We start from the raw sequence: 19,130 nt of genomic DNA, 5'->3' as shown, positions 1-19,130 counted from the left end.
ATTCTCTACAAGCCTAGCATTTGCGGTGTTCCGGCACAGACCGGGTCCATATTGAGATGATTTCTATCATGTCCTCCGCTGCATCATTCCGCACAGAAAATGACCTGCTTGGCGCTCTCGAAGTACCGGCTCAAGCGTATTACGGTATCCAGACCCTGCGAGCGGTGAATAACTTCCGCCTTTCGGGCGTTCCGATTTCGCACTACCCGAAACTGGTTGTCGGCCTGGCCATGGTTAAACAGGCCGCTGCTGACGCCAACCGTGAGTTGGGTCACCTGAGCGAAGCCAAGCACGCTGCCATCAGCGAAGCCTGTGCACGTTTGATCCGCGGCGACTTCCACGAAGAGTTCGTGGTGGACATGATTCAAGGCGGCGCTGGCACTTCGACCAACATGAATGCCAACGAAGTCATCGCCAACATCGCGCTGGAGGCCATGGGTCACCAGAAAGGCGAATACCAGTACCTGCACCCGAACGACGACGTGAACATGGCGCAGTCGACCAACGACGCCTACCCGACCGCGATCCGCCTGGGTCTGCTGCTGGGTCACGACGCTCTGCTGGCCAGCCTCGACAGCCTGATTCAGGCATTCGCGGCCAAGGGTCAAGAATTCAACCACGTCCTGAAGATGGGTCGTACCCAGCTGCAAGACGCCGTGCCGATGACCCTGGGTCAAGAGTTCCGTGCTTTCGCCACCACGATGGGCGAAGACCTGGCCCGTCTGAAGACGCTGGCCCCGGAACTGCTGACCGAAGTCAACCTGGGCGGCACCGCGATCGGCACCGGCATCAACGCCGACCCGCGTTATCAGGCCCTGGCCGTACAGCGTCTGGCCCTGATCAGCGGTCAACCGCTGGTTCCAGCCGCCGACCTGATCGAAGCCACCTCCGACATGGGCGCCTTCGTGCTGTTCTCCGGCATGCTCAAGCGTACCGCGGTCAAGCTGTCGAAGATCTGCAACGACCTGCGCCTGCTGTCCAGCGGCCCACGCACCGGCATCAACGAGATCAACCTGCCGGCGCGTCAGCCAGGCAGCTCGATCATGCCAGGCAAGGTCAACCCGGTGATCCCGGAAGCCGTGAACCAGGTTGCGTTCCAGGTCATCGGTAACGATCTGGCGCTGACCATGGCAGCCGAAGGCGGCCAACTGCAACTGAACGTGATGGAGCCGCTGATCGCTTTCAAGATCCTCGACTCGATCCGCCTGCTGCAACGCGCCATGGACATGCTGCGCGAGCACTGCATCGTCGGCATCACCGCCAACGAAGCGCGCTGCCGTGAACTGGTCGAACACTCGATCGGTCTGGTCACCGCACTGAACCCGTACATCGGCTACAAAAACGCCACCCGCATCGCCCGTATCGCCCTTGAAAGCGGTCGTGGCGTGCTGGAACTGGTGCGCGAAGAAGGCTTGCTCGACGAAGAAATGCTCGCCGACATCCTGCGCCCGGAAAACATGATTGCTCCGCGTCTGGTTCCGCTTAAAGCCTGAACCGACGCGTTACTTGTAGCACCGCTCACCAGGTCGAGGGACTAGACACCTCTCACCTTTTGAGGGCTTGGGGATTTACTCCCCAGGCCCTTTTTTTTAACTCTTTTGCAACAACTCAGAACCTGTGGGAGCGGGCTTGCCCGCGATGAACGACAACGCGGTTTACCTGAAAGACCGCAGCGTCTGCATCGCGAGCAAGCTTGCTCCTACAAGAGCCCGACGCCGGTAACGTCGGGTGTTTCAAAGGCTTCGCTTCACCGAATGCACCACAATCGTGCAGACGGACGGCACTGTCATCGGTATAGTGCCGCCCCTCTTCGCGTGAGCGGTCGTCGGTAACGAGGCCCAAACCCATGCGAAACCCGAACTAATAACAAACCCGCAATATGAAATCGGGACGAACCTTCGCCTCGCCTGTTGTGCCGTGCGCACAGCGGTGTAACGCGATGTTTCTGACCGCCCAGCATTTGCCTACACAAAAAACAGCGAGGAATAATCCATGCTCGAAGTCATTAACGACTTCCTCTCAGGGAAAGTACTGATCGTGCTCATTGTCGGGCTCGGTAGCTACTTCACGATCCGCTCGCGTTTCGTTCAATTGCGTCACTTCTTCCACATGTTCGCGGTGTTCCGCGACAGCCTCAAAAGCAGCGCCGGTCAACTCAGCTCCTTCCAGGCCCTGATGCTCAGCCTCGCCGGCCGCGTCGGTGCGGGCAACATCGCCGGTGTCGGCATTGCCGTGACCCTCGGCGGGCCAGGTGCGGTGTTCTGGATGTGGGTGACCGCGCTGGTCGGCATGTCCAGCAGCTTCTTCGAATGCTCCCTCGGCCAGCTCTACAAACGCGCCGATGCGGACGGCACTTACCGTGGCGGCCCGTCCTATTACATCCAGCACGGCCTGCAGAAACGCTGGTTGGGCATGATCATGGCGTTCCTGCTGCTGATCACCTTCGGGTTTGCCTTCAACGGCCTGCAATCCCACGCCGTGACTCACTCGCTGAACAACGCGTTCGGCTTCGACACCACCTGGACCGGCCTGGCCCTGGCGGTGTTGCTGGGCCTGGTGTTCATCGGCGGGATCAAGCGCATCGCCAAGGTCGCTGACCTGTTGGTGCCGGTGAAAACCCTGGTGTACATCGGCGTGACCATCTACGTGATCGTGCTGCAATTCGACCACGTACCGGCGATGCTGATGACCATCGTCAAAAGCGCGTTCGGTCTGGACCAGGCCTTCGGCGGCCTGATCGGCAGCGCCATCGTCATGGGCGTGAAGCGTGGCGTGTTCGCCAACGAAGCAGGCCTGGGCAGTGCGCCAAACGTAGCGGCCGTGGCGTCGGTTGAGCACCCGGTTTCTCAAGGTGTGGTTCAGGCGTTCAGCGTGTTCCTCGATACCTTTGTAATCTGCACCTGCACCGCGCTGCTGATCCTGCTCTCGGGTTTCTACACCCCGGGCTTCGAAGGCGACGGCATTGCCCTGACCCAGAACTCTCTGGCCGCCGTGGTCGGTGACTGGGGCCGGATGTTCATCTCCGTGGCACTGGCGCTGTTCGTGTTCACCTCGATTCTCTACAACTACTACCTGGGCGAGAGCAACCTGCGCTTCCTGATCGGTGAAAACCGCAAGGCGCTGATCGGCTACCGTGCGCTGGTACTGGTGTTGATTTTCTGGGGTGCGATCGAGAACCTCGGCACGGTGTTCGCGTTTGCCGACATCACCATGACTCTGCTCGCATTCGTGAACCTGATCGCGCTGTTCCTGCTGTTCAAGGTCGGCATGCGCATCCTGCGTGACTACGATGACCAGCGCGCTGCCGGCATCAAGACACCGGTGTTCGATTCGAGCAAGTTCCCGGACCTGGACCTGGATCTGAACGCTTGGCCAGCCAACCCGCCAGCGGTTGCCACCAAGGCTGAAGCTGAAGCGCAAGGCATACCCGCAGCGCAACGCTGATCGGTTAAAGTGCGAAAAACCCTGTAGGAGTGAGCCCGCTCGCGATGAGGGCGTGTCAGGCGACATTAATGCTGGCTGATAGACCGCTATCGCGAGCAGGCTCACTCCCACAGAGGAACTCATCGTTCTCGGAGCATCTCCATGAATTCCTCGACCTACCCTGCCGCCCAGCACGTCATGGTGCTCTACACCGGCGGCACCATCGGCATGCAAGCCAGCGAACACGGCCTGGCTCCGGCCTCCGGTTTTGAAGCGCGGATGCGTGAATACCTGCACAGCCAGCCTGAGCTGGTGGTGCCGCAGTGGCGCTTTCGCGAGATGTCGCCGCTGATCGACAGCGCCAACATGTCCCCGACGTATTGGCAGCAACTGCGTGAAGCAGTGGTCGATGCCGTCGACGTTCAGGGCTGCGACAGCGTGCTGATCCTGCATGGCACCGACACCCTCGCCTACAGCGCAGCGGCCATGAGCTTTCAATTGCTCGGCCTGAATGCGCGGGTGTGCTTCACCGGTTCGATGTTGCCGGCCGGCGTGACCGACAGCGATGCCTGGGAAAACCTCGGTGGTGCTCTGGTTGCTTTGGGCCAAGGTCTGGCGCCGGGTGTGCATCTGTACTTCCACGGCGAGCTGCTGGCGCCAACCCGCTGCGCGAAGGTGCGCAGTTTCGGTCGGCATCCGTTCAAGCGCCTGGAGCGTCAAGGCGGCGGAGCGAAGGCCCCGTCACTGCCAGCAACGTTGAACTACAACCAGAGCAAGCAACTGGCGAAAGTCGCTGTGTTGCCGCTGTTCCCCGGCATTGGCGCCGAGCAACTGGATGGCGTGCTGAACAGCGGCATCCAGGGCCTGGTGCTTGAGTGCTACGGCAGCGGCACCGGGCCGAGCGACAACCCCGAGTTTCTCGCCGCGCTTTCGCGGGCACGGGACAACGGCGTGGTGGTCGTTGCAGTGACGCAGTGCCATGAAGGTGGCGTTGAGCTGGACGTTTACGAGGCCGGCAGCCGGTTGCGTGGTGTCGGTGTATTGTCCGGTGGCGGCATGACTCGTGAAGCGGCGTTCGGCAAGTTGCATGGGTTGCTGGGTGCAGGTCTGGACACCGCTGAAGTGCGGCGACTGGTCGAACTCGACCTCTGCGGCGAACTCACCTGACCCTGTAGGAGCCGGCTTGCTGGCGATTCATGCAACGCGGTGTGTCTGGAAAACCGCGTCGACTGGATCGCCAGCAAGCCGGCTCCTACAAGTGCTCGGCATGTAATTTGCTGCGTTCCAGCCATCCCAAGGCTGGAAGCCGCTCATGCTGCACTCCCACCTCACCACCCTCAACGCTGTCTCCCTGGTGCTCAACGCCTTCAAGGCCGAAGGCCTGTCCAGCGACGCCTTGCTCGCGGGGAGCGGTATCAGCGCAGCGGACTTGAACCGTGCCGACACGCGCATCACCACCAACCAGGAAATGCAGGTCTGCGCCAACGCGGTCGCGCTCAAGCGTGACATCGGCCTGGAGCTGGGTCGGCGCATGCACGTTTCCTGCTACGGGATGCTCGGTTATGCGCTGCTCACCAGTGCCACCTTCGGTGACGCTTTGCGCCTGGCGATACGTTTTCCGGCGCTGTTGGGAACACTTTTCGAGCTGAGCCTGGAGGACGACGGCGAACGCATCTGGTTCGTCGCCGCCGACTACCGGGAGAGCCCGGCGATGGCGGTGTTCAATGCCGAGTTCTGCCTGGTGTCATTGAAAGTCACCTGCGACGACCTGCTCGGTCACCCGCTGCCGTTGATCGCCGCACGCTTCGAACATGCCGCGCCGGACTATCAAGCGACCTACGCCGCACACTTCAACTGCCCGCTGCACTTCGAAGCGCGGGACAACGCCTTTGCTTTCGACAAGCGCTGGCTCGACCAACCCCTGCCGCTCGCGGATGTCATCACCCATCAGGCCATGGCCGAACGCTGCCGCAAGCAGAACCTCGAGTTCACCGGACGTCAGGCGTGGCTGGGGCGGATTCGTCAGTTGCTCAGCGCGCAATTGAATGCTGCACCGGGGCTCGAAGGGTTGGCCGAGCAGATGAATTGCTCGGCGCGGACATTGCGTCGGCACCTCAAGGACCTGGGGTGCAGTTATCAGGAGTTGCTGGATGAGCTGCGATTCGAGCAGGCCAAGCAACTGCTCTGCGAAGACCAGATGCCGATCTACCGGATCGCCGAAGTTCTGGGCTTCAGCGAGACCGCGAGCTTCCGCCATGCCTTTGTGCGCTGGAGCGGCGTGGCGCCCAGCCAGTTCCGCCCATAAACGCCCCCCTGTAGGAGCGAGGCTTGCCCGCGAAGGCGTCCTCAGGTACGCCAAAAGCTTCGCGGGCAAGCCTCGCTCCTACAGGATCAATGCGTCATTTGGGGGCGTTGCGGTATCGAAAAGGGGCGAATTTCGGTCAACTATTTTGGCCACATCGATCCCCTTTTGGCCTTTCCTGCCGTTCTCCGAATCGCCATCCGCCGCAAGACTGTGTTCAACCGAATCAGCCTGCGGAGAACAAGAAATGCTGACGATCTACTCGGACGATCACCACCTGCACCACGGCCGTTGTGAATTGATAGACGGGCAACTCAAGCCCTGCTTCGAAATGCCCTCGCGCGCCGACCATGTGCTGTCACGGGTGCAAAACCAGCACCTCGGCCCGGTAGAAGCGCCGAAGGACTTCGGCCTCGACCCGATTGCACGCATCCACAGCCGCGACTACCTCGACTTCTTCAAAGGCGCCTGGGCACGCTGGACCGAGTTCAACACCGACGGCGACTTGCTGCCTTACACCTGGCCGGCTCGTACCTTGCGCCGCATCAAACCCACCAGCCTGCACGGCGAACTGGGTTACTACAGCTTCGACGGCGGCGCCCCGATCACCGCCGGCACCTGGCAGGCCGCGTACAGCGCAGCCCAAGTGGCGCTCACCGCCCAGGCGGAAATCCAGCGCGGTGCGCGCAGTGCCTTCGCGTTGTGCCGTCCACCGGGACACCATGCCGCCAGCGACTTGATGGGCGGTTATTGCTACCTCAACAACGCCGCCATCGCCGCTCAGGCGTTCCTCGATCAGGGCCACAAGAAAGTCGCGATCCTCGACGTCGATTACCACCACGGCAACGGCACCCAATCGATTTTCTATGAGCGCAGCGACGTGCTGTTCACCTCGATCCACGGCCATCCGGAAGCCGAGTTTCCGTTCTTCCTCGGTTATGAAGACGAGCTCGGAGAAGGCGCGGGCGAAGGCTTCAACTTCAACTACCCGTTGCCCGCCGGCAGCGGTTGGGATGTCTGGAGCGCAGCGCTGGAACAAGCCTGCAAAGAGATCGAAAAGTACGGTGCCGAGATCGTCGTCGTGTCCCTGGGCGTCGATACGTTCAAGGACGATCCGATCTCCCAGTTCAAGCTCGACAGCCCGGATTACCTGGCGATGGGCGAGCGCATCGCCAAGCTGGGCGTGCCAACCCTGTTCGTGATGGAAGGCGGTTACGCGGTCGAAGAAATCGGCATCAATGCCGTGAACGTTCTTGAAGGTTTTGAAAGCGCCCAAGGGAAATAACAACAATGAACACACTCAAGCGTTTCATCGTGCCCGCGCTCTGCGCCACGGTGCTCAGCGGGGCCGCTCACGCCGAAGAGCGCACGTTGCGCGTCTACAACTGGTTCGACTACATCACCCCCAAAGCGCTGGAAGACTTCAAGGCGCAGAACACCCAGACCAAGCTGATCTACGACATCTTCGACACCAACGAAGCGCTGGAAGCCAAGCTGCTGACCGGCAACTCCGGTTACGACGCGGTGGTGCCGTCCAACGTGTTTCTCGCCAAGCAGATCGAGGCCGGTGTTTTCCAACCGCTGGACCGCAGCAAACTGCCGAACTGGAACCACCTCGATCCCAAGCTGATGAAGCTGATCGAGGCCAACGATCCGGGCAACAAATTCGCCGTGCCGTACATGTACGGGACCATCCTGATCGGCTTCAACCCGGACAAGGTCAAAGCCGCGCTGGGCGCCGACGCGCCGGTTGACAGCTGGGACCTGATCTTCAAGGAAGAGAACATCAGCAAGCTCAAGCAGTGCGGCGTCGCCCTGCTCGATTCGCCGTCGGAAATCCTGCCGCTGGCCCTGCAACACCTCGGCCTGGACCCCAACAGCAAGAAGCCGGCGGACTACGAAAAGGCTGAAGCGCTGTTGATGAAGATCCGGCCGTACGTCACGTACTTCCACTCCTCCAAATACATGGCCGACATCGCCAACGGTGACATCTGCGTCGCGGTCGGTTATTCCGGCAGCTTCTCCCAGGCGGCCAACCGCGCCAAGGAAGCAAAGAACGGGGTGACCGTCGACATGCGCCTGCCGAAAGAAGGTGCGCCGATCTGGTTCGACATGCTCGCGATTCCGAAGGGCGCGAAGAACACCGAGGACGCCTACACCTTCATCAACTACCTGCTGCAACCGCAGGTGATCGCGCCGGTCAGTGACTTCGTCGGCTACCCGAACCCGAACAAGGACGCTACGGAACTGGTCGACCCGGCGATCCGCAACAACCCGAACCTGTACCCGACCGAAACGGCCATGGCCACTCTTTACACCCTGCAACCGCTGCCGCGTGATGCCGAACGTGCGCGCACGCGGGCCTGGACCAAAATCAAGTCGGGGACCTGAAGCCCTCCCTGAAAAGCGAAGACCCGCCGTGATGCGGGTCTTTTTTTGCCTGCGATATTTATGTACCGCCAGACACCTGAGCTCGCCCGATACCGTCCCCTGATCCAGCGCTGCGCATTCAACCGCAGCGTACTCAATCAGGAGACGACCATGTCCGATACCCCTTCCCCGAGTGCAGAAAATGTACTGACCCAACTGGTCACCGGCCCCTCGATCAGAGAGGTTGCAGCGACTGCATTGGCGCCTGCACTCAACGCGCTTTACCCGCAGTTGAAGATAGATCCGACGCTCGCCACGGTCGTCACTCCGACCTGGGTCGATACCGGCAGCGAGGTCGCGCCGGGCAATAATCTGTATGAATCGCTCACCGACGTATTGGTGCGGCTCGGGTTGTCGGGTTCGACGGTGATGCTCATCGATGGCGAGCATTTCCTGACCCTGCAACCGGGCGTTGTACCGCCGGCTCAACTGCCCGTGAACATCACGGCCATCGGTTCACTGATCAATACGCTCGCACCGCAGCTGTTCATCGCCTACCAGCAACAGCAACTGGATTACTGGAATCAGCAGACAAGCCCTTCGACCCCACGCTGGCATCAGCTCTCGCAGGCGCTGCAAGACATCTGGAACCTCGATGCGACCACCGACTGGGATGCCGATCAAAAAGCAATGGCCCTTGCCGTGTTCACTCAGCCGGATCGGGCAGCACGGCGCTCACAGGACAAGTACTTGACCAAGGCCTGCCTGATCGATACCGAACACGTTGAAAGCGCGCAGAGCAAACATCTGCGGGTTCTGGATATCGCCGTGTTTGTGGGTACGTTGGACAGTCGAACCCTGGTGCTGACCCACTCGATTACCGAAGGGTTCAGGCGTTACGACTCTGTTGCGGCGCTGGGCGAAACATTGTTTGCAAACCCTGGGGCGTCGAGCACCGGGCAGACCCTGCAATGGCGCCTGTATGAACCCGAGGGCAACTTCTTCCATCATCAAGCGTGTGCGCTGATCGCACTCGAAGCCGAAGCCATCGGTGCCTTCAATACATTCCAGAGCACTACGCCAACCAGGCTTTCACCGCAAATCAGCGCGGCGGCGAAGAGCTTCACTGAGTTTGAAGCCCTGCCTTCGTCGCGCTTCAACCAGGTTCAGGGGTTACTGACAGGCTGGCTGAGCAACGCATCGTCAGCGGACCTGACCCGTTACAGCCGACACCTGATGGACCTGGCGCAGTTGCGAGAGCAGGACGCTGGAAAAACCTTCGACGAAGGCATCGCTTCACTGCCGGAATTTACCCTGCAAACCCTGCGAGAGCAGATGATCAAGGATCATCCAACGGCAGCGGACCTGAATCTGAAAGACATTCAAATCAGCATCACCAGCCTCATCGTGCTGGGCACTTTCGTGGTCCCCGGCAAGACGCAGACCATTACGTTGTCGCTGATCGAATTGGCACTGCAAAACCTGATAGCCGTTCCGTTGGGCAACAAGACGGTGCAGTACAAAAACGGCGACCCTGTGCCCGCCTGGATGACACCCGCCTACCTGGAAGAACTCGTGACCCAGGTCGATATCGGCGCGGTCTACCCGGCACTGATCAAGCGCAAGCTGCTGGATGACTCGCGAGAATCGTTGCGCCGACAAACGCTCTACACGCGTCATCTGCGCACCCAGTTGCCCTTGCAGGCGCTGCAACACAAGATGCGCGGCGAAGCCGGCATTGATGAACGAGGCTACCAATACGTCAACGCAGCCCTGCAGCAAAGCGCGGCCGACCGCCGGGTGAATGGGCAGGAGATTGTCATTCGCCCGTTGGCTTTTATCAGCAGTGAAAGCGCCGACAGCAAGGGCGACGAAGTCGCCAATATGTTCGTCATCGGCCCACGCTCCACTGATCAAGGACCATGCCTGCTCTACCGGCCATTGCTCGTGCCCTCGCTGACGCAGTACCCGAACGAAGCCAATCTGCTGTACGCGATCAAGCACGAAAAACCCCTTCGCCAATCGGTCCTGGCATGGCTGGCCGACGACGTGCGCTTCAACTATTCCCAGTACGTGTTTTCCGGTGAGTTGCCTTCGGTCTGGACCCTGACCCAACTGCTGGTCGATCCCACTTCAGCGCTGGGCAAGATGGGCGCGGTGTCGCTCAGTGCGGCAGCCCTTGATGATGATTCACTGGCGCCGCTGTTCAAAGCGAACGCCAACGCCATGATGACGTTGGCTGACCGTCAATCAGTGTCCAATGCACAAGCTCGCTGGGAAACGTTCAAGCACGGTGCATGGATGCTGTTCAACGTCGCCTTGCCCTTCCTCGGGCGCACTGCCGGGGTTGCCGCGTGGATCTGGCAGATCATGGACGACTTGCAGGAAATCACCGATGCCGCAGAAAGCGAAGACAGCCAACTTGCCTGGTCTGCCGTGACCGATTTGCTGTTGATGCTCGGCTTGGTACTGGCTCATCGGGCTGCCGCTCGCCATAAACCGGTCTCGCGATTAGCCGAGAAACTCGAGCCACCACCGGTCACACCGCCCATCAAGCCTGCGCAGAAAATCACGGTCACTCGCCTGCCCGACCTTAATCAACTGCCTCACGACCATGAGACGTCTTTGCACGCCGTCGCCACGCTGCCGCCTGTAGCGTTGGGCATCTTGCTGGATGAACTGGCCATCGCCGAACCCAAGGGAATGGCCGTCGCCTCCAGCGTGGCCGGCCCTCACCAGCACCTCAGTTCACTAAACGGAAAATGGTATGCGAAGGTCGGCCAGCGATGGTTCGAAGTCACCCTCAACGACAATAACGACGTGCAGATCATTGACTCACGCCAGTCCCCCCCGCGCACCGGGCCGTTGCTGATCAAGAACGCCAGCGGCGAATGGTTTATCGATACACGGCTGAGGCTGCGGGGCGGGGGCAGGGAGAGGCAGCGGCTGGAACAGCAAAACAAAGTGCGTCTGGCTGAACTGAAACAGCAAATGACAGCGTTCGAAAGCCAGGTCAAAAGCCGGGAAACAGAACTCAAGGAAGCTGAAAAAAACGCGAAGGCAGCGAGCGCCACCGACACCCATCGCCGCTTGTACCTTGAAATGCTCGATGCGCAGATGTCACTCATCGGCGCCAACATTGAGCAGATGAAAGCGTTCAATGCTCGCGAAGCCATTCCCAATTTCCGAAAAGCGATGATCAGCCGTCTGGATTTCCAGCTATCGCTGCTGGAGAAATGGTTCGACCACCAGCGTCCTGTTTTCGACAATCAAATGCGTCTCTCCCTCAATCTTCTCGACACACAACCAACGGAAAACACGCAGGCCGCCCGACAGACCTTTCAACACATGAGCGATCTGGCTGAGGGCTACATCAACAAAATCGAATTCGCGCAATCGCGCTTCGAGCAACTGAACCTGCTCGGCAAAGAAGCCGTGGAAGTGATCCGCGACGTCAAGGCCAACATACCGACGTTCGATTTACAGGACCTCAAACTGTTCCAGATCACGCTGGCCCAGGAGTTGTGCCTCGCACCCTCGGTTGCGCTCACGCATGAAGCACGCCCGGCGCTGGAGAGCGTTGTCGAAAACGCAGCGCTCGCCATCCAGGCTTCACTGGATCTGGCCGCTGACGAAGACGTGTTGCGCTTGCCGGAGCGAATAGAGGGGCTCAGTGATCTGGTGGAGCAACTCACGGTCACCGATCAGCGCATCATCGATCTGCCCGGCGAGTTCCCCGGTCAGTTCCTGCAACCCTCGCTCGACCTGATGCGCCAACGTATCGACGCGTTTCAACAGCGCACTGTGAAGCACCTGGCGAGCCTGCTGCGCGAGCGCCAAGCGCTCGAACCGCAACCTGGCCCTTCCCGTCTGCCGACCGCTCCTGTCAAACGCATCATCAAGACCCGTTACAACGGCACGGTGGTCGGCCAACTACGCGCCGATGCCGTGGCGGACGGATCAGAACTGGTCGACGTAACCTCGACACTGACAGGCAAAGTCATCTCGACCTTTCATGAGAAACCCCCGGGTGTCTGGGTTGAACGAGTGGCCGCGAAACCGGTTTCCCCTGCCGTCGTCCAACCCGATTTGGGTACAAGCATTGTTCAAGGTCAGGCAATGCTGGACGGGCTGGAGGCGTTCATCCGCCGAACGGACGCCCATTCGAAAGGAGCGCGGCGAATTCCCGTGGAAATCGAGGAGATGTTCCATCAGCAAGCCCATCGGCTGCAGGAGGCCGCCAAGGCAATCGACGAAGCACTGATTTCCAGCAACGCCACCGATGACGGTCCGGGGTCTGCCGTGACACTGGTCAAGCAGCTGAATGACGGAGCAACCCGCCTCTACAGTCAGGGACGCACAATGCGAATCAGCATGACAAAACTACAGCCGCCGACGGCCGAGCGGGTCCAGTGGCTGCAAAGCGAAGGTCAGGTCGACATCGTCAGGAACCCCGGCCGACGCTTGCTCAAAAGCCGTAAAAAAGACTACCTCGAGGAATATGAGGTCCGTGACCACACCAGCAAAAATGTTCTGTGGTATGCACACTTTCACTACGCGCAGCCCGCGTCGCCTGTCCAGACATTCACGGCGGCGCATCTGAAAACCGTGCAGCAACGGCTGCTGGGCGGCGCATCCGAAGCGCGCAGTGCAAATGACGACCTGCACGCGATAGCGATCTATCGCAGCGAAATCAGCCCACAACTGGCGACTGCACTGTTTTTCGCGAAGGTGCTGCCGTCGGCCTCAAAATCGTAAGGCTTGCGTCGTGGTGATTAACGGCGCCAGACCTTTTCCAGTCGCCCGAGTGCGGTGCTGATGGCCGCCTCGGGCACGGCCGCGAAACCCAGGACCAGCCCGGCACGCTGGTCCGCCGGTTTCTGCGAGTCCGGCAACCAATAGCTGCTCAGCGCATTGATCTCGACATCGACGCTGGCGGCTTTTTCTATCAGTTCGTACTCGCGCACCTGTGAGTTGACCGCCACTGTCAGATGCAACCCTGCGGCGACACTCGGCAGGCTGCCGATGCCGGGGATGTTCTGCGGCCAGCCCGCCAGCAACGTATTGCGTCGACTCAGGGCGGCACGGCGCATGCGGCGGATGTGCCGCTGGAAATGCCCGGCGGCCATGAACTCGGCCATCACCGCCTGGGTGCTGACTTCGGAATGCCGGACGTCCACCGCTCGACGTTGAGAAAACGCCTGCACCAGAGCCGGCGGCAACACCAGATAACCCAGGCGCAACGCCGGGAATGCAACTTTGCCAAAGGTCCCGACGTACAAGACCCGGCCCTGCCGATCGAGTGCCGCCAACGGCGCCAGGGGTGCGCCGCTGTAACGGTATTCGCCGTCGTAGTCGTCCTCGACGATCCAGCCTTGGTTGCGCTCCGCCCAAGCGAGTAATTCAAGACGCCGCGCCAGGCTCATTACCACGCCGGTCGGGTATTGATGCGAAGGCGTGACATAGGCCAGTCGACAATCGCTGAGCCGGGCCAGTTCGGTGCAGTCGATGCCCTCGCCGTCCACCGCCACCCCATGCAATTTCGCCCCGGCCACGGCGAACGCATGACCTGCCGCCCGATACCCCGGATTTTCAATCGCCACCCCGTCGCCCGGCTCCACCAGCAGCTGTGCACAAAGGCTAATCCCCTGCTGTGCGCCGCTGGTGATCACTATTTGCTCAGCCGTGCACTGCATCCCCCGCGAACTGCGCAAATAAGCGGCGATCAGGCCGCGCAAGCGCGCATCGCCTGCCGGATCGCCATAACACAGCTGCTGCAAATCCGGTTTACGCCAGAAAGCCGCATTCAGCTTGGCCCACACCTCGAAGGGAAATAGGTCGAACGCCGGAACGCCCACCCGAAAAGCCCGAGGCGGACCGCTGGGCGGCGTGGCCAAATGGTTCTTTTCAACGCGCCCCAGCGCTCCGCTGTGGATAACTTTACTGGATGAAACCACAGGTAAATCCAGCCGATTTGTGGATAAGGCTGTGGGTAACCCTGTTGACAACCCTGTGGATACTTTTGTGGATAGTTTTTTCGTGGGCAACGCCGCTTGAGGCAATTGCGCGACGTAAGTCCCGTCCCCGACACGCCCCTCGATGAAGCCCTCTGCATAGAGCTGATCGTAGGCGCGAACCACGCTGTTGCGGGAAATCGCCAACGCCGCCGCCAAGTCCCGGCTGGCCGGCAATCGAGTGCCACTGGCCAATCGCCCGTCGAGCACCCGCAGGCGCAAGGCCTGATAGAGCTGACGACTAAGCCCCTGACGGCGATCAAGTTCGATACCGGCGGGGTTGAACGATAGGGAAAGCGGCGCTTCGCTCATGGCAATGGACCTATGAAATTGGTCGTTAATGGCTCTTACAACAGACCAATAGCCTGCCTAGGATGGATGCATTCGCCAAGGAATTTTTCCATGTACAACCCCAGCGGCTTTGCCATCAAAGATTTGCATGAACTGCAGCAGCAGATACTCGACACACGCCTGGCCGTGGTGATCACCCACGACGAGCAAGGCTTGCAAGCCAGTCACCTGCCGTTGTTGTTCAGCCCTGACCAAGGTCCGAATGGCACCCTGTACGGTCATTTCGCCCGGGCCAACCCGCAATGGAAGGCACTGCAAAACGGTGCCGAAGCGCTGGTCATTTTCGCCGGTGCCGACGCGTACATCAGCCCGGGCTTTTATCCGAGCAAAGCCGAGCACGGCAAAGTCGTACCGACCTGGAACTACGTCGCCGTACACGCTTACGGCACCGCAGAGGTTTTCACCGACGCCGACCGCCTGCTCAATCTGGTCAGTGCGTTGACCGATCGCCATGAAGCCGGTCGCGCCCAACCATGGACAGTCGCTGAAGCACCCGCCGACTACATCGACGGCATGCTCAAGGCCATCGTCGGGTTTGCCCTGCCGATCCAGCGCCTGGAAGGCAAACGCAAACTCAGCCAGAACCGCAGCACCGCAGACATCGCCGGTGTGCGCGAGGGGCTCGCCGCCAGCCCCGACGTGCACGACCAGGCCCTCGCCCACTTGATGCGCTAAGGATTGAACATGAGTCAGATTGAAATCCGCCAGGTCACCGCTGCTGATCACGCTGCGTGGCTGCCGTTGTGGCAAGCCTACCTGCGCTTCTACAACACCGAACTGCCTGAGGCGGTCACGGACAGCACATGGCAACGCCTGCTCGACTCGAATGAACCGACTCATTCGGCATTGGCGTGGAGCGATGGCAAAGCGGTCGGCATGGTGAACTTCATCTACCATCGGTCGAACTGGAGCATCGAAAACTCCTGCTACCTGCAAGACCTGTTGGTAACACCCGAAACCCGAGGCACCGGCGTCGGCCGCAAACTGATCGAATTTGTCTACGCGACCGCCAAAGCGGACGGTTGCTGCAAGGTCCACTGGTTGACCCACGAAACCAACGCCACCGCGATCCAGCTCTACGAGCGCATCGCCGAGCGCCCTGGTTTCATCCAGTTCCGCAAAGCCCTTTAAGGTTCAAGGAGAACGACATGACGACTTCACTCGCAGACTGGAAAGGCGTCCCGGCGCCAACGGTGCAAACCATCGAAGGGCGCTTCATCCGCCTGGAAAAACTCGACCCGGCACGCCATGGCGACGGTTTGTTCAAAGCCCTGCAAGGCCCCGGTGCCGACCCGAAACTCTGGGATTATTTGCCTTACGGTCCTTTCCCGGAGCGCAGCGTTTTCAACGACTGGCTGAACAACCACGCTGCCAACAGCGACCCGTATTTCTTCAGCGTGATCGACCGTGCCAGCGGCGATGTGCAAGGCATTCTCAGCTTGATGTCGATCGTTCCGTCTCAGGGCCGTATTGAAATCGGCCACGTCACCTTCGGTGCGCCGATGCAGCGTTCGCCGAAAAGTACCGAGGCGGTGTATCTGCTGGCGAAAGAGTCGTTCGCCCTTGGTTACCGGCGTCTGGAGTGGAAATGCAATAACGGCAACGCGCGTTCCAAGTACGCGGCGGAGCGGTTGGGGTTCAGTTTTGAAGGGGTGTTCCGCCAGCACATGGTGGTGAAGGGGCAGAACCGGGATACGGCCTGGTATTCGATTCTGGATTCGGAATGGCCGGTGGTTGGGGCGGGGTTTGAGCGGTGGTTGAGTGATGAGAATCAGACGGGGTCGGGGCAGGTGAAAACTCTGGCTGAGTGTCGCGGGTAAATCAGCGGCGCCTGGACGGACGCCTTCGCGGGCAAGCCTCGCTCCTACAGGTTTTGCGCAAATTTGAACGCTCCAACAAACCTGTAGGAGCGAGGCTTGCCCGCGAATGGCATCACACCAATTTCTGGGCAAGCACCGCAATATGCTCCGGCCCAATCCCGCAGCACCCACCCAAATGGCTGGCACCGCGCTCTTTCCAGTCCGCCGCCCAATGCAGGTAGCCCGGCGGGTCCAGATCGTCGCGCAACGGGTCCAGACCGTCATTGGCCGTTGCCTCTTTCGGTTGCGGCGGGAAGGCATTGGCGTACGCGCCGATGTGAATCTTCACCCCCAGACGCTCGAACGTTGCCCGCGCCGCATCAATCGCCGCACCGATCACTTCCGGCTGGCTGCAGTTGAACAGCAACGTCTCGACACCCAACTGCGCAGCCACCGCAGCGGCTTCGGCCACAGGTTCGCCGGAACGCAAACGCGGGACTTCGTCCGTGTCCTCATCCTTCAGGGTAAACGACAGCCAGAACGGCTTGCCGTCCTGCGGCAGACCGGCGTGAATCGCTCGCGCTTCCACGATCGAGCTTTGGGTTTCGGCCAGCCACAGGTCGACATGCGGGGCCAGCCCCTCGACCAGCGGCGCGAGCAATTCCGTCACCCGAGCTGCATCGAACAAATCCGGACGATACGAACCGAACAACGGCGGCAATGAACCCGCCACACGTACCGGTTTGCCCGCAGCGTCCACCGCACGCCTGGCCAACTCCCCGGCCAGCGCCGCGAGGGCTCGACCCTCAGCCGCAAAACGTTCCTCACCAATGTGAAAAGGCACCACCGCGTAGCTGTTGCTGGTGATCACGTTCGCGCCGCTTTCGATATAAGCCGCGTGCACCGCCTCGACGGCCTGCGGCGCTTCGCTCAAGGCCAGCGCCGACCATTCAGGCTGTCTGAATGGCGCACCCCGACGTTGCAACTCACGACCCATGCCGCCATCCAGAATCACTGTGCTTGCTGCGCTCATATGCTTTTTACTCATATGCTTATGAAAATAACTCACTACCAGAGTAGTTCTTATAACTATTTAATACGCACCATCCGGTTAATAACAACCATTTTTTTATCAGGGGTCGACTGTGAAACTTCAACCACTACTGGCCCTGGGCCTGACGATTCTGGCTGCCTCCACCCAAGCCTTCGGCGGCGCCACGCTGGACCGCATCGAGCAAAAGAAAGAACTGGTCGGCGTGCTGATGGAAAGCTATCCGCCCTTCTCGTTCCTCAATGACCAAAACCAGCTCGACGGCTTCGACGTTGATGTGGCCAAAGCCGTGGCCAATAAACTGGGGGTCAAACTGCGCCTCGAAACACCATCCTGGGACGTGATCGCCGCCGGCCGCTGGAGCGGGCGCTACGACATTTGCATCTGCTCCATGACCCCGAGCAAGGCCCGCGCCGAAGTTTTTGATTTCCCGGTCGAGTACTACGCCTCGCCGGCGGTGATCGTGGTCAACGCCAAGGACGACAGCATCCACAGCGCCAAGGACCTGAGCGGCAAGAAAGTCGGCCTCACCAGCGCTTCCAGCTACGAAAGCTACCTGAACAAAAACCTGGTGATCGAAGGCGCCGAAGACACGCAGTTGCAGTACCCGTTTGAAAACGTGCAGATCGCCCCGTACGACACCGACAACGTGGCGTTCCAGGACCTGGGGCTGGGCGCTGGTGTGCGACTGGATGCGGTCCTCACCAACCTGGTCACCGCGCAGCCACGCCTGACCGAAGACAAACGCTTCAAGCTTGCCGGCGAACCGCTGTACTCGGAGCCGAACTCGGTGGCCATCGAAAAAGGCGATGCACAGTGGGACGCCAAGGTGCGTGACGTCTTCGCGCAACTGAAACAGGACGGCACCCTGAGCAAACTCTCGCAAAAATGGATCGGCGCCGACATCAGCAAATGACTTCCTTTCCCAACCCACCTCAGCCACCACAACCGGTGGCTGAGTCCCGGCTGCAACGAATCTTCGGTTTTCGCACGCGGCTGTACCTGACCTGGGCGGCAATGCTGGGTCTGTTCGCCAGTTTCTTCCTGAGCTTCGACCTGAAGTTCTCGATCATCCTCGACAAACTGCCCAACCTGATCGGCCTGCACCTGGCGCCGAACGGCTTTCTGCAAGGCGCGGCGCTGACCCTGTTTTTGTGCCTGTGCTCAATCGTCGCGTCGTCGCTGCTGGGCTTCATCACCGCCCTCGCACGGCTGTCGAAAAGCGCCGTGGCCTTCGGCATTGCAAGTTTCTACGCCTCGTTCTTTCGCGGCACTCCGCTGCTGATCCAGATCCTGCTGATCTACCTCGGCCTGCCGCAACTCGGCATCGTGCCGGGCGCCGTCGTCGCCGGGATCATCGCCCTGTCGCTGAACTACGGCGCCTACCTGAGCGAAATCTTCCGCGCCGGCATCCTCGGCGTCCCCCACGGCCAGCGTGAAGCCTCGCTGGCACTGGGCATGCGCGAAACCGTGATCTTCTGGCGCGTCACCCTGCCGCAAGCCATGCGCACCATCATCCCGCCGACCACCAATCAATTCATCTCGATGCTCAAAGACTCGTCACTGATCTCGGTGATGGGTGTTTGGGAGGTGATGTTTCTGGCGCAGTCGTATGGGCGCTCGAGCTATCGCTACATCGAGATGCTGACGACGGCCGCGGTGATTTACTGGGTGATGTCGATTGGGCTGGAGCTGATTCAGGCGCGGATGGAGCGGCATTATGGGAAGGCGTATTTGAGTCGTAGTTAGGTAAAAAATCACCGTCTTCGGGTATGGGCACTTCTGACGTTTCTAACATTCGTTGAGAATTCCTGTAAGAA

14 protein-coding genes are annotated in these 19,130 nt (G+C 60.3%); 12 read left to right on the top strand and 2 right to left on the bottom strand.

Annotated features, from left to right (window positions below):
- Positions 1 to 68: 68 nt before the first annotated feature.
- The 7 genes from aspA to IB246_RS05440 all read left to right on the top strand — a co-directional run bounded on the left by aspA (position 69) and on the right by IB246_RS05440 (position 12,853).
- Positions 69 to 1,493, top strand: a complete 1,425-nt coding sequence (aspA, locus tag IB246_RS05470) for an aspartate ammonia-lyase (protein WP_008030715.1) — start codon at positions 69 to 71, stop codon at positions 1,491 to 1,493.
- A gap of 499 nt (positions 1,494 to 1,992) precedes the next feature.
- Complete coding sequence (locus tag IB246_RS05465) at positions 1,993 to 3,444, top strand: alanine/glycine:cation symporter family protein (protein WP_008038133.1); 1,452 nt, start codon at positions 1,993 to 1,995, stop codon at positions 3,442 to 3,444.
- 141 nt (positions 3,445 to 3,585) lie between these two features.
- A complete protein-coding gene (locus IB246_RS05460) occupies positions 3,586 to 4,590 on the top strand; it encodes an asparaginase (RefSeq protein ID WP_008038134.1) in 1,005 nt (334 codons plus the stop codon).
- Positions 4,591 to 4,735: 145 nt separating this feature from the next.
- Entirely contained in the window at positions 4,736 to 5,728 is a 993-nt protein-coding gene (locus IB246_RS05455) for an AraC family transcriptional regulator (RefSeq protein ID WP_008030718.1), read from the top strand.
- A gap of 244 nt (positions 5,729 to 5,972) precedes the next feature.
- Positions 5,973 to 7,010, top strand: coding sequence for a histone deacetylase family protein (locus IB246_RS05450; protein ID WP_008038135.1), 1,038 nt, complete (start codon positions 5,973 to 5,975; stop codon positions 7,008 to 7,010).
- A gap of 5 nt (positions 7,011 to 7,015) precedes the next feature.
- A complete protein-coding gene (locus tag IB246_RS05445) occupies positions 7,016 to 8,116 on the top strand; it encodes a polyamine ABC transporter substrate-binding protein (protein WP_008038136.1) in 1,101 nt (366 codons plus the stop codon).
- Between the two features lie 150 nt (positions 8,117 to 8,266).
- Positions 8,267 to 12,853, top strand: coding sequence for a dermonecrotic toxin domain-containing protein (locus tag IB246_RS05440; RefSeq protein ID WP_008038137.1), 4,587 nt, complete (start codon positions 8,267 to 8,269; stop codon positions 12,851 to 12,853).
- Positions 12,854 to 12,870: 17 nt separating this feature from the next.
- Here the strand turns inward: IB246_RS05440 and IB246_RS05435 are convergent, their stop codons facing one another.
- Positions 12,871 to 14,421 carry a PLP-dependent aminotransferase family protein gene (locus IB246_RS05435; protein ID WP_008038138.1) on the bottom strand — a complete coding sequence of 517 codons (1,551 nt, stop codon included), beginning with the start codon at positions 14,419 to 14,421 and terminating at the stop codon, positions 12,871 to 12,873.
- A gap of 90 nt (positions 14,422 to 14,511) precedes the next feature.
- On the opposite strand from IB246_RS05435, the gene IB246_RS05430 reads away from it, so the two are divergent.
- The 3 genes from IB246_RS05430 to IB246_RS05420 are packed head-to-tail and all read left to right on the top strand — an operon-like array spanning position 14,512 to position 16,280.
- Positions 14,512 to 15,135, top strand: a complete 624-nt coding sequence (locus tag IB246_RS05430; protein WP_008038139.1) for an FMN-binding negative transcriptional regulator — start codon at positions 14,512 to 14,514, stop codon at positions 15,133 to 15,135.
- 9 nt (positions 15,136 to 15,144) lie between these two features.
- Positions 15,145 to 15,591 (top strand): GNAT family N-acetyltransferase, encoded by a 447-nt coding sequence (locus tag IB246_RS05425; RefSeq protein ID WP_008038140.1) that lies wholly within the window; start codon positions 15,145 to 15,147, stop codon positions 15,589 to 15,591.
- A 17-nt stretch (positions 15,592 to 15,608) separates the two neighbouring features.
- Positions 15,609 to 16,280, top strand: a complete 672-nt coding sequence (locus IB246_RS05420; protein WP_008030727.1) for a GNAT family N-acetyltransferase — start codon at positions 15,609 to 15,611, stop codon at positions 16,278 to 16,280.
- A 112-nt stretch (positions 16,281 to 16,392) separates the two neighbouring features.
- On the opposite strand, the gene IB246_RS05415 is transcribed toward IB246_RS05420, so the two are convergent.
- Entirely contained in the window at positions 16,393 to 17,292 is a 900-nt protein-coding gene (locus IB246_RS05415; RefSeq protein WP_008038141.1) for a homocysteine S-methyltransferase family protein, read from the bottom strand.
- Positions 17,293 to 17,404: 112 nt separating this feature from the next.
- Between IB246_RS05415 and IB246_RS05410 the strand changes: the two genes are divergently transcribed.
- Both IB246_RS05410 and IB246_RS05405 read left to right on the top strand, forming a co-directional pair.
- Positions 17,405 to 18,226 (top strand): ABC transporter substrate-binding protein, encoded by an 822-nt coding sequence (locus IB246_RS05410; protein WP_008038142.1) that lies wholly within the window; start codon positions 17,405 to 17,407, stop codon positions 18,224 to 18,226.
- Positions 18,223 to 19,059: an amino acid ABC transporter permease gene (locus IB246_RS05405; RefSeq protein WP_008030736.1), complete on the top strand. Its 837-nt coding sequence runs from the start codon at positions 18,223 to 18,225 to the stop codon at positions 19,057 to 19,059. Before IB246_RS05410 ends, IB246_RS05405 begins: the two co-directional genes overlap by 4 nt.
- The last annotated feature ends 71 nt before the right edge of the window (positions 19,060 to 19,130 follow it).

The organism is Pseudomonas sp. PDM01, from assembly GCF_014852325.1.
Classification (GTDB): Bacteria; Pseudomonadota; Gammaproteobacteria; order Pseudomonadales; family Pseudomonadaceae; genus Aquipseudomonas; species Aquipseudomonas migulae.
This window is presented reverse-complemented; position numbering and strand designations above follow the sequence as displayed.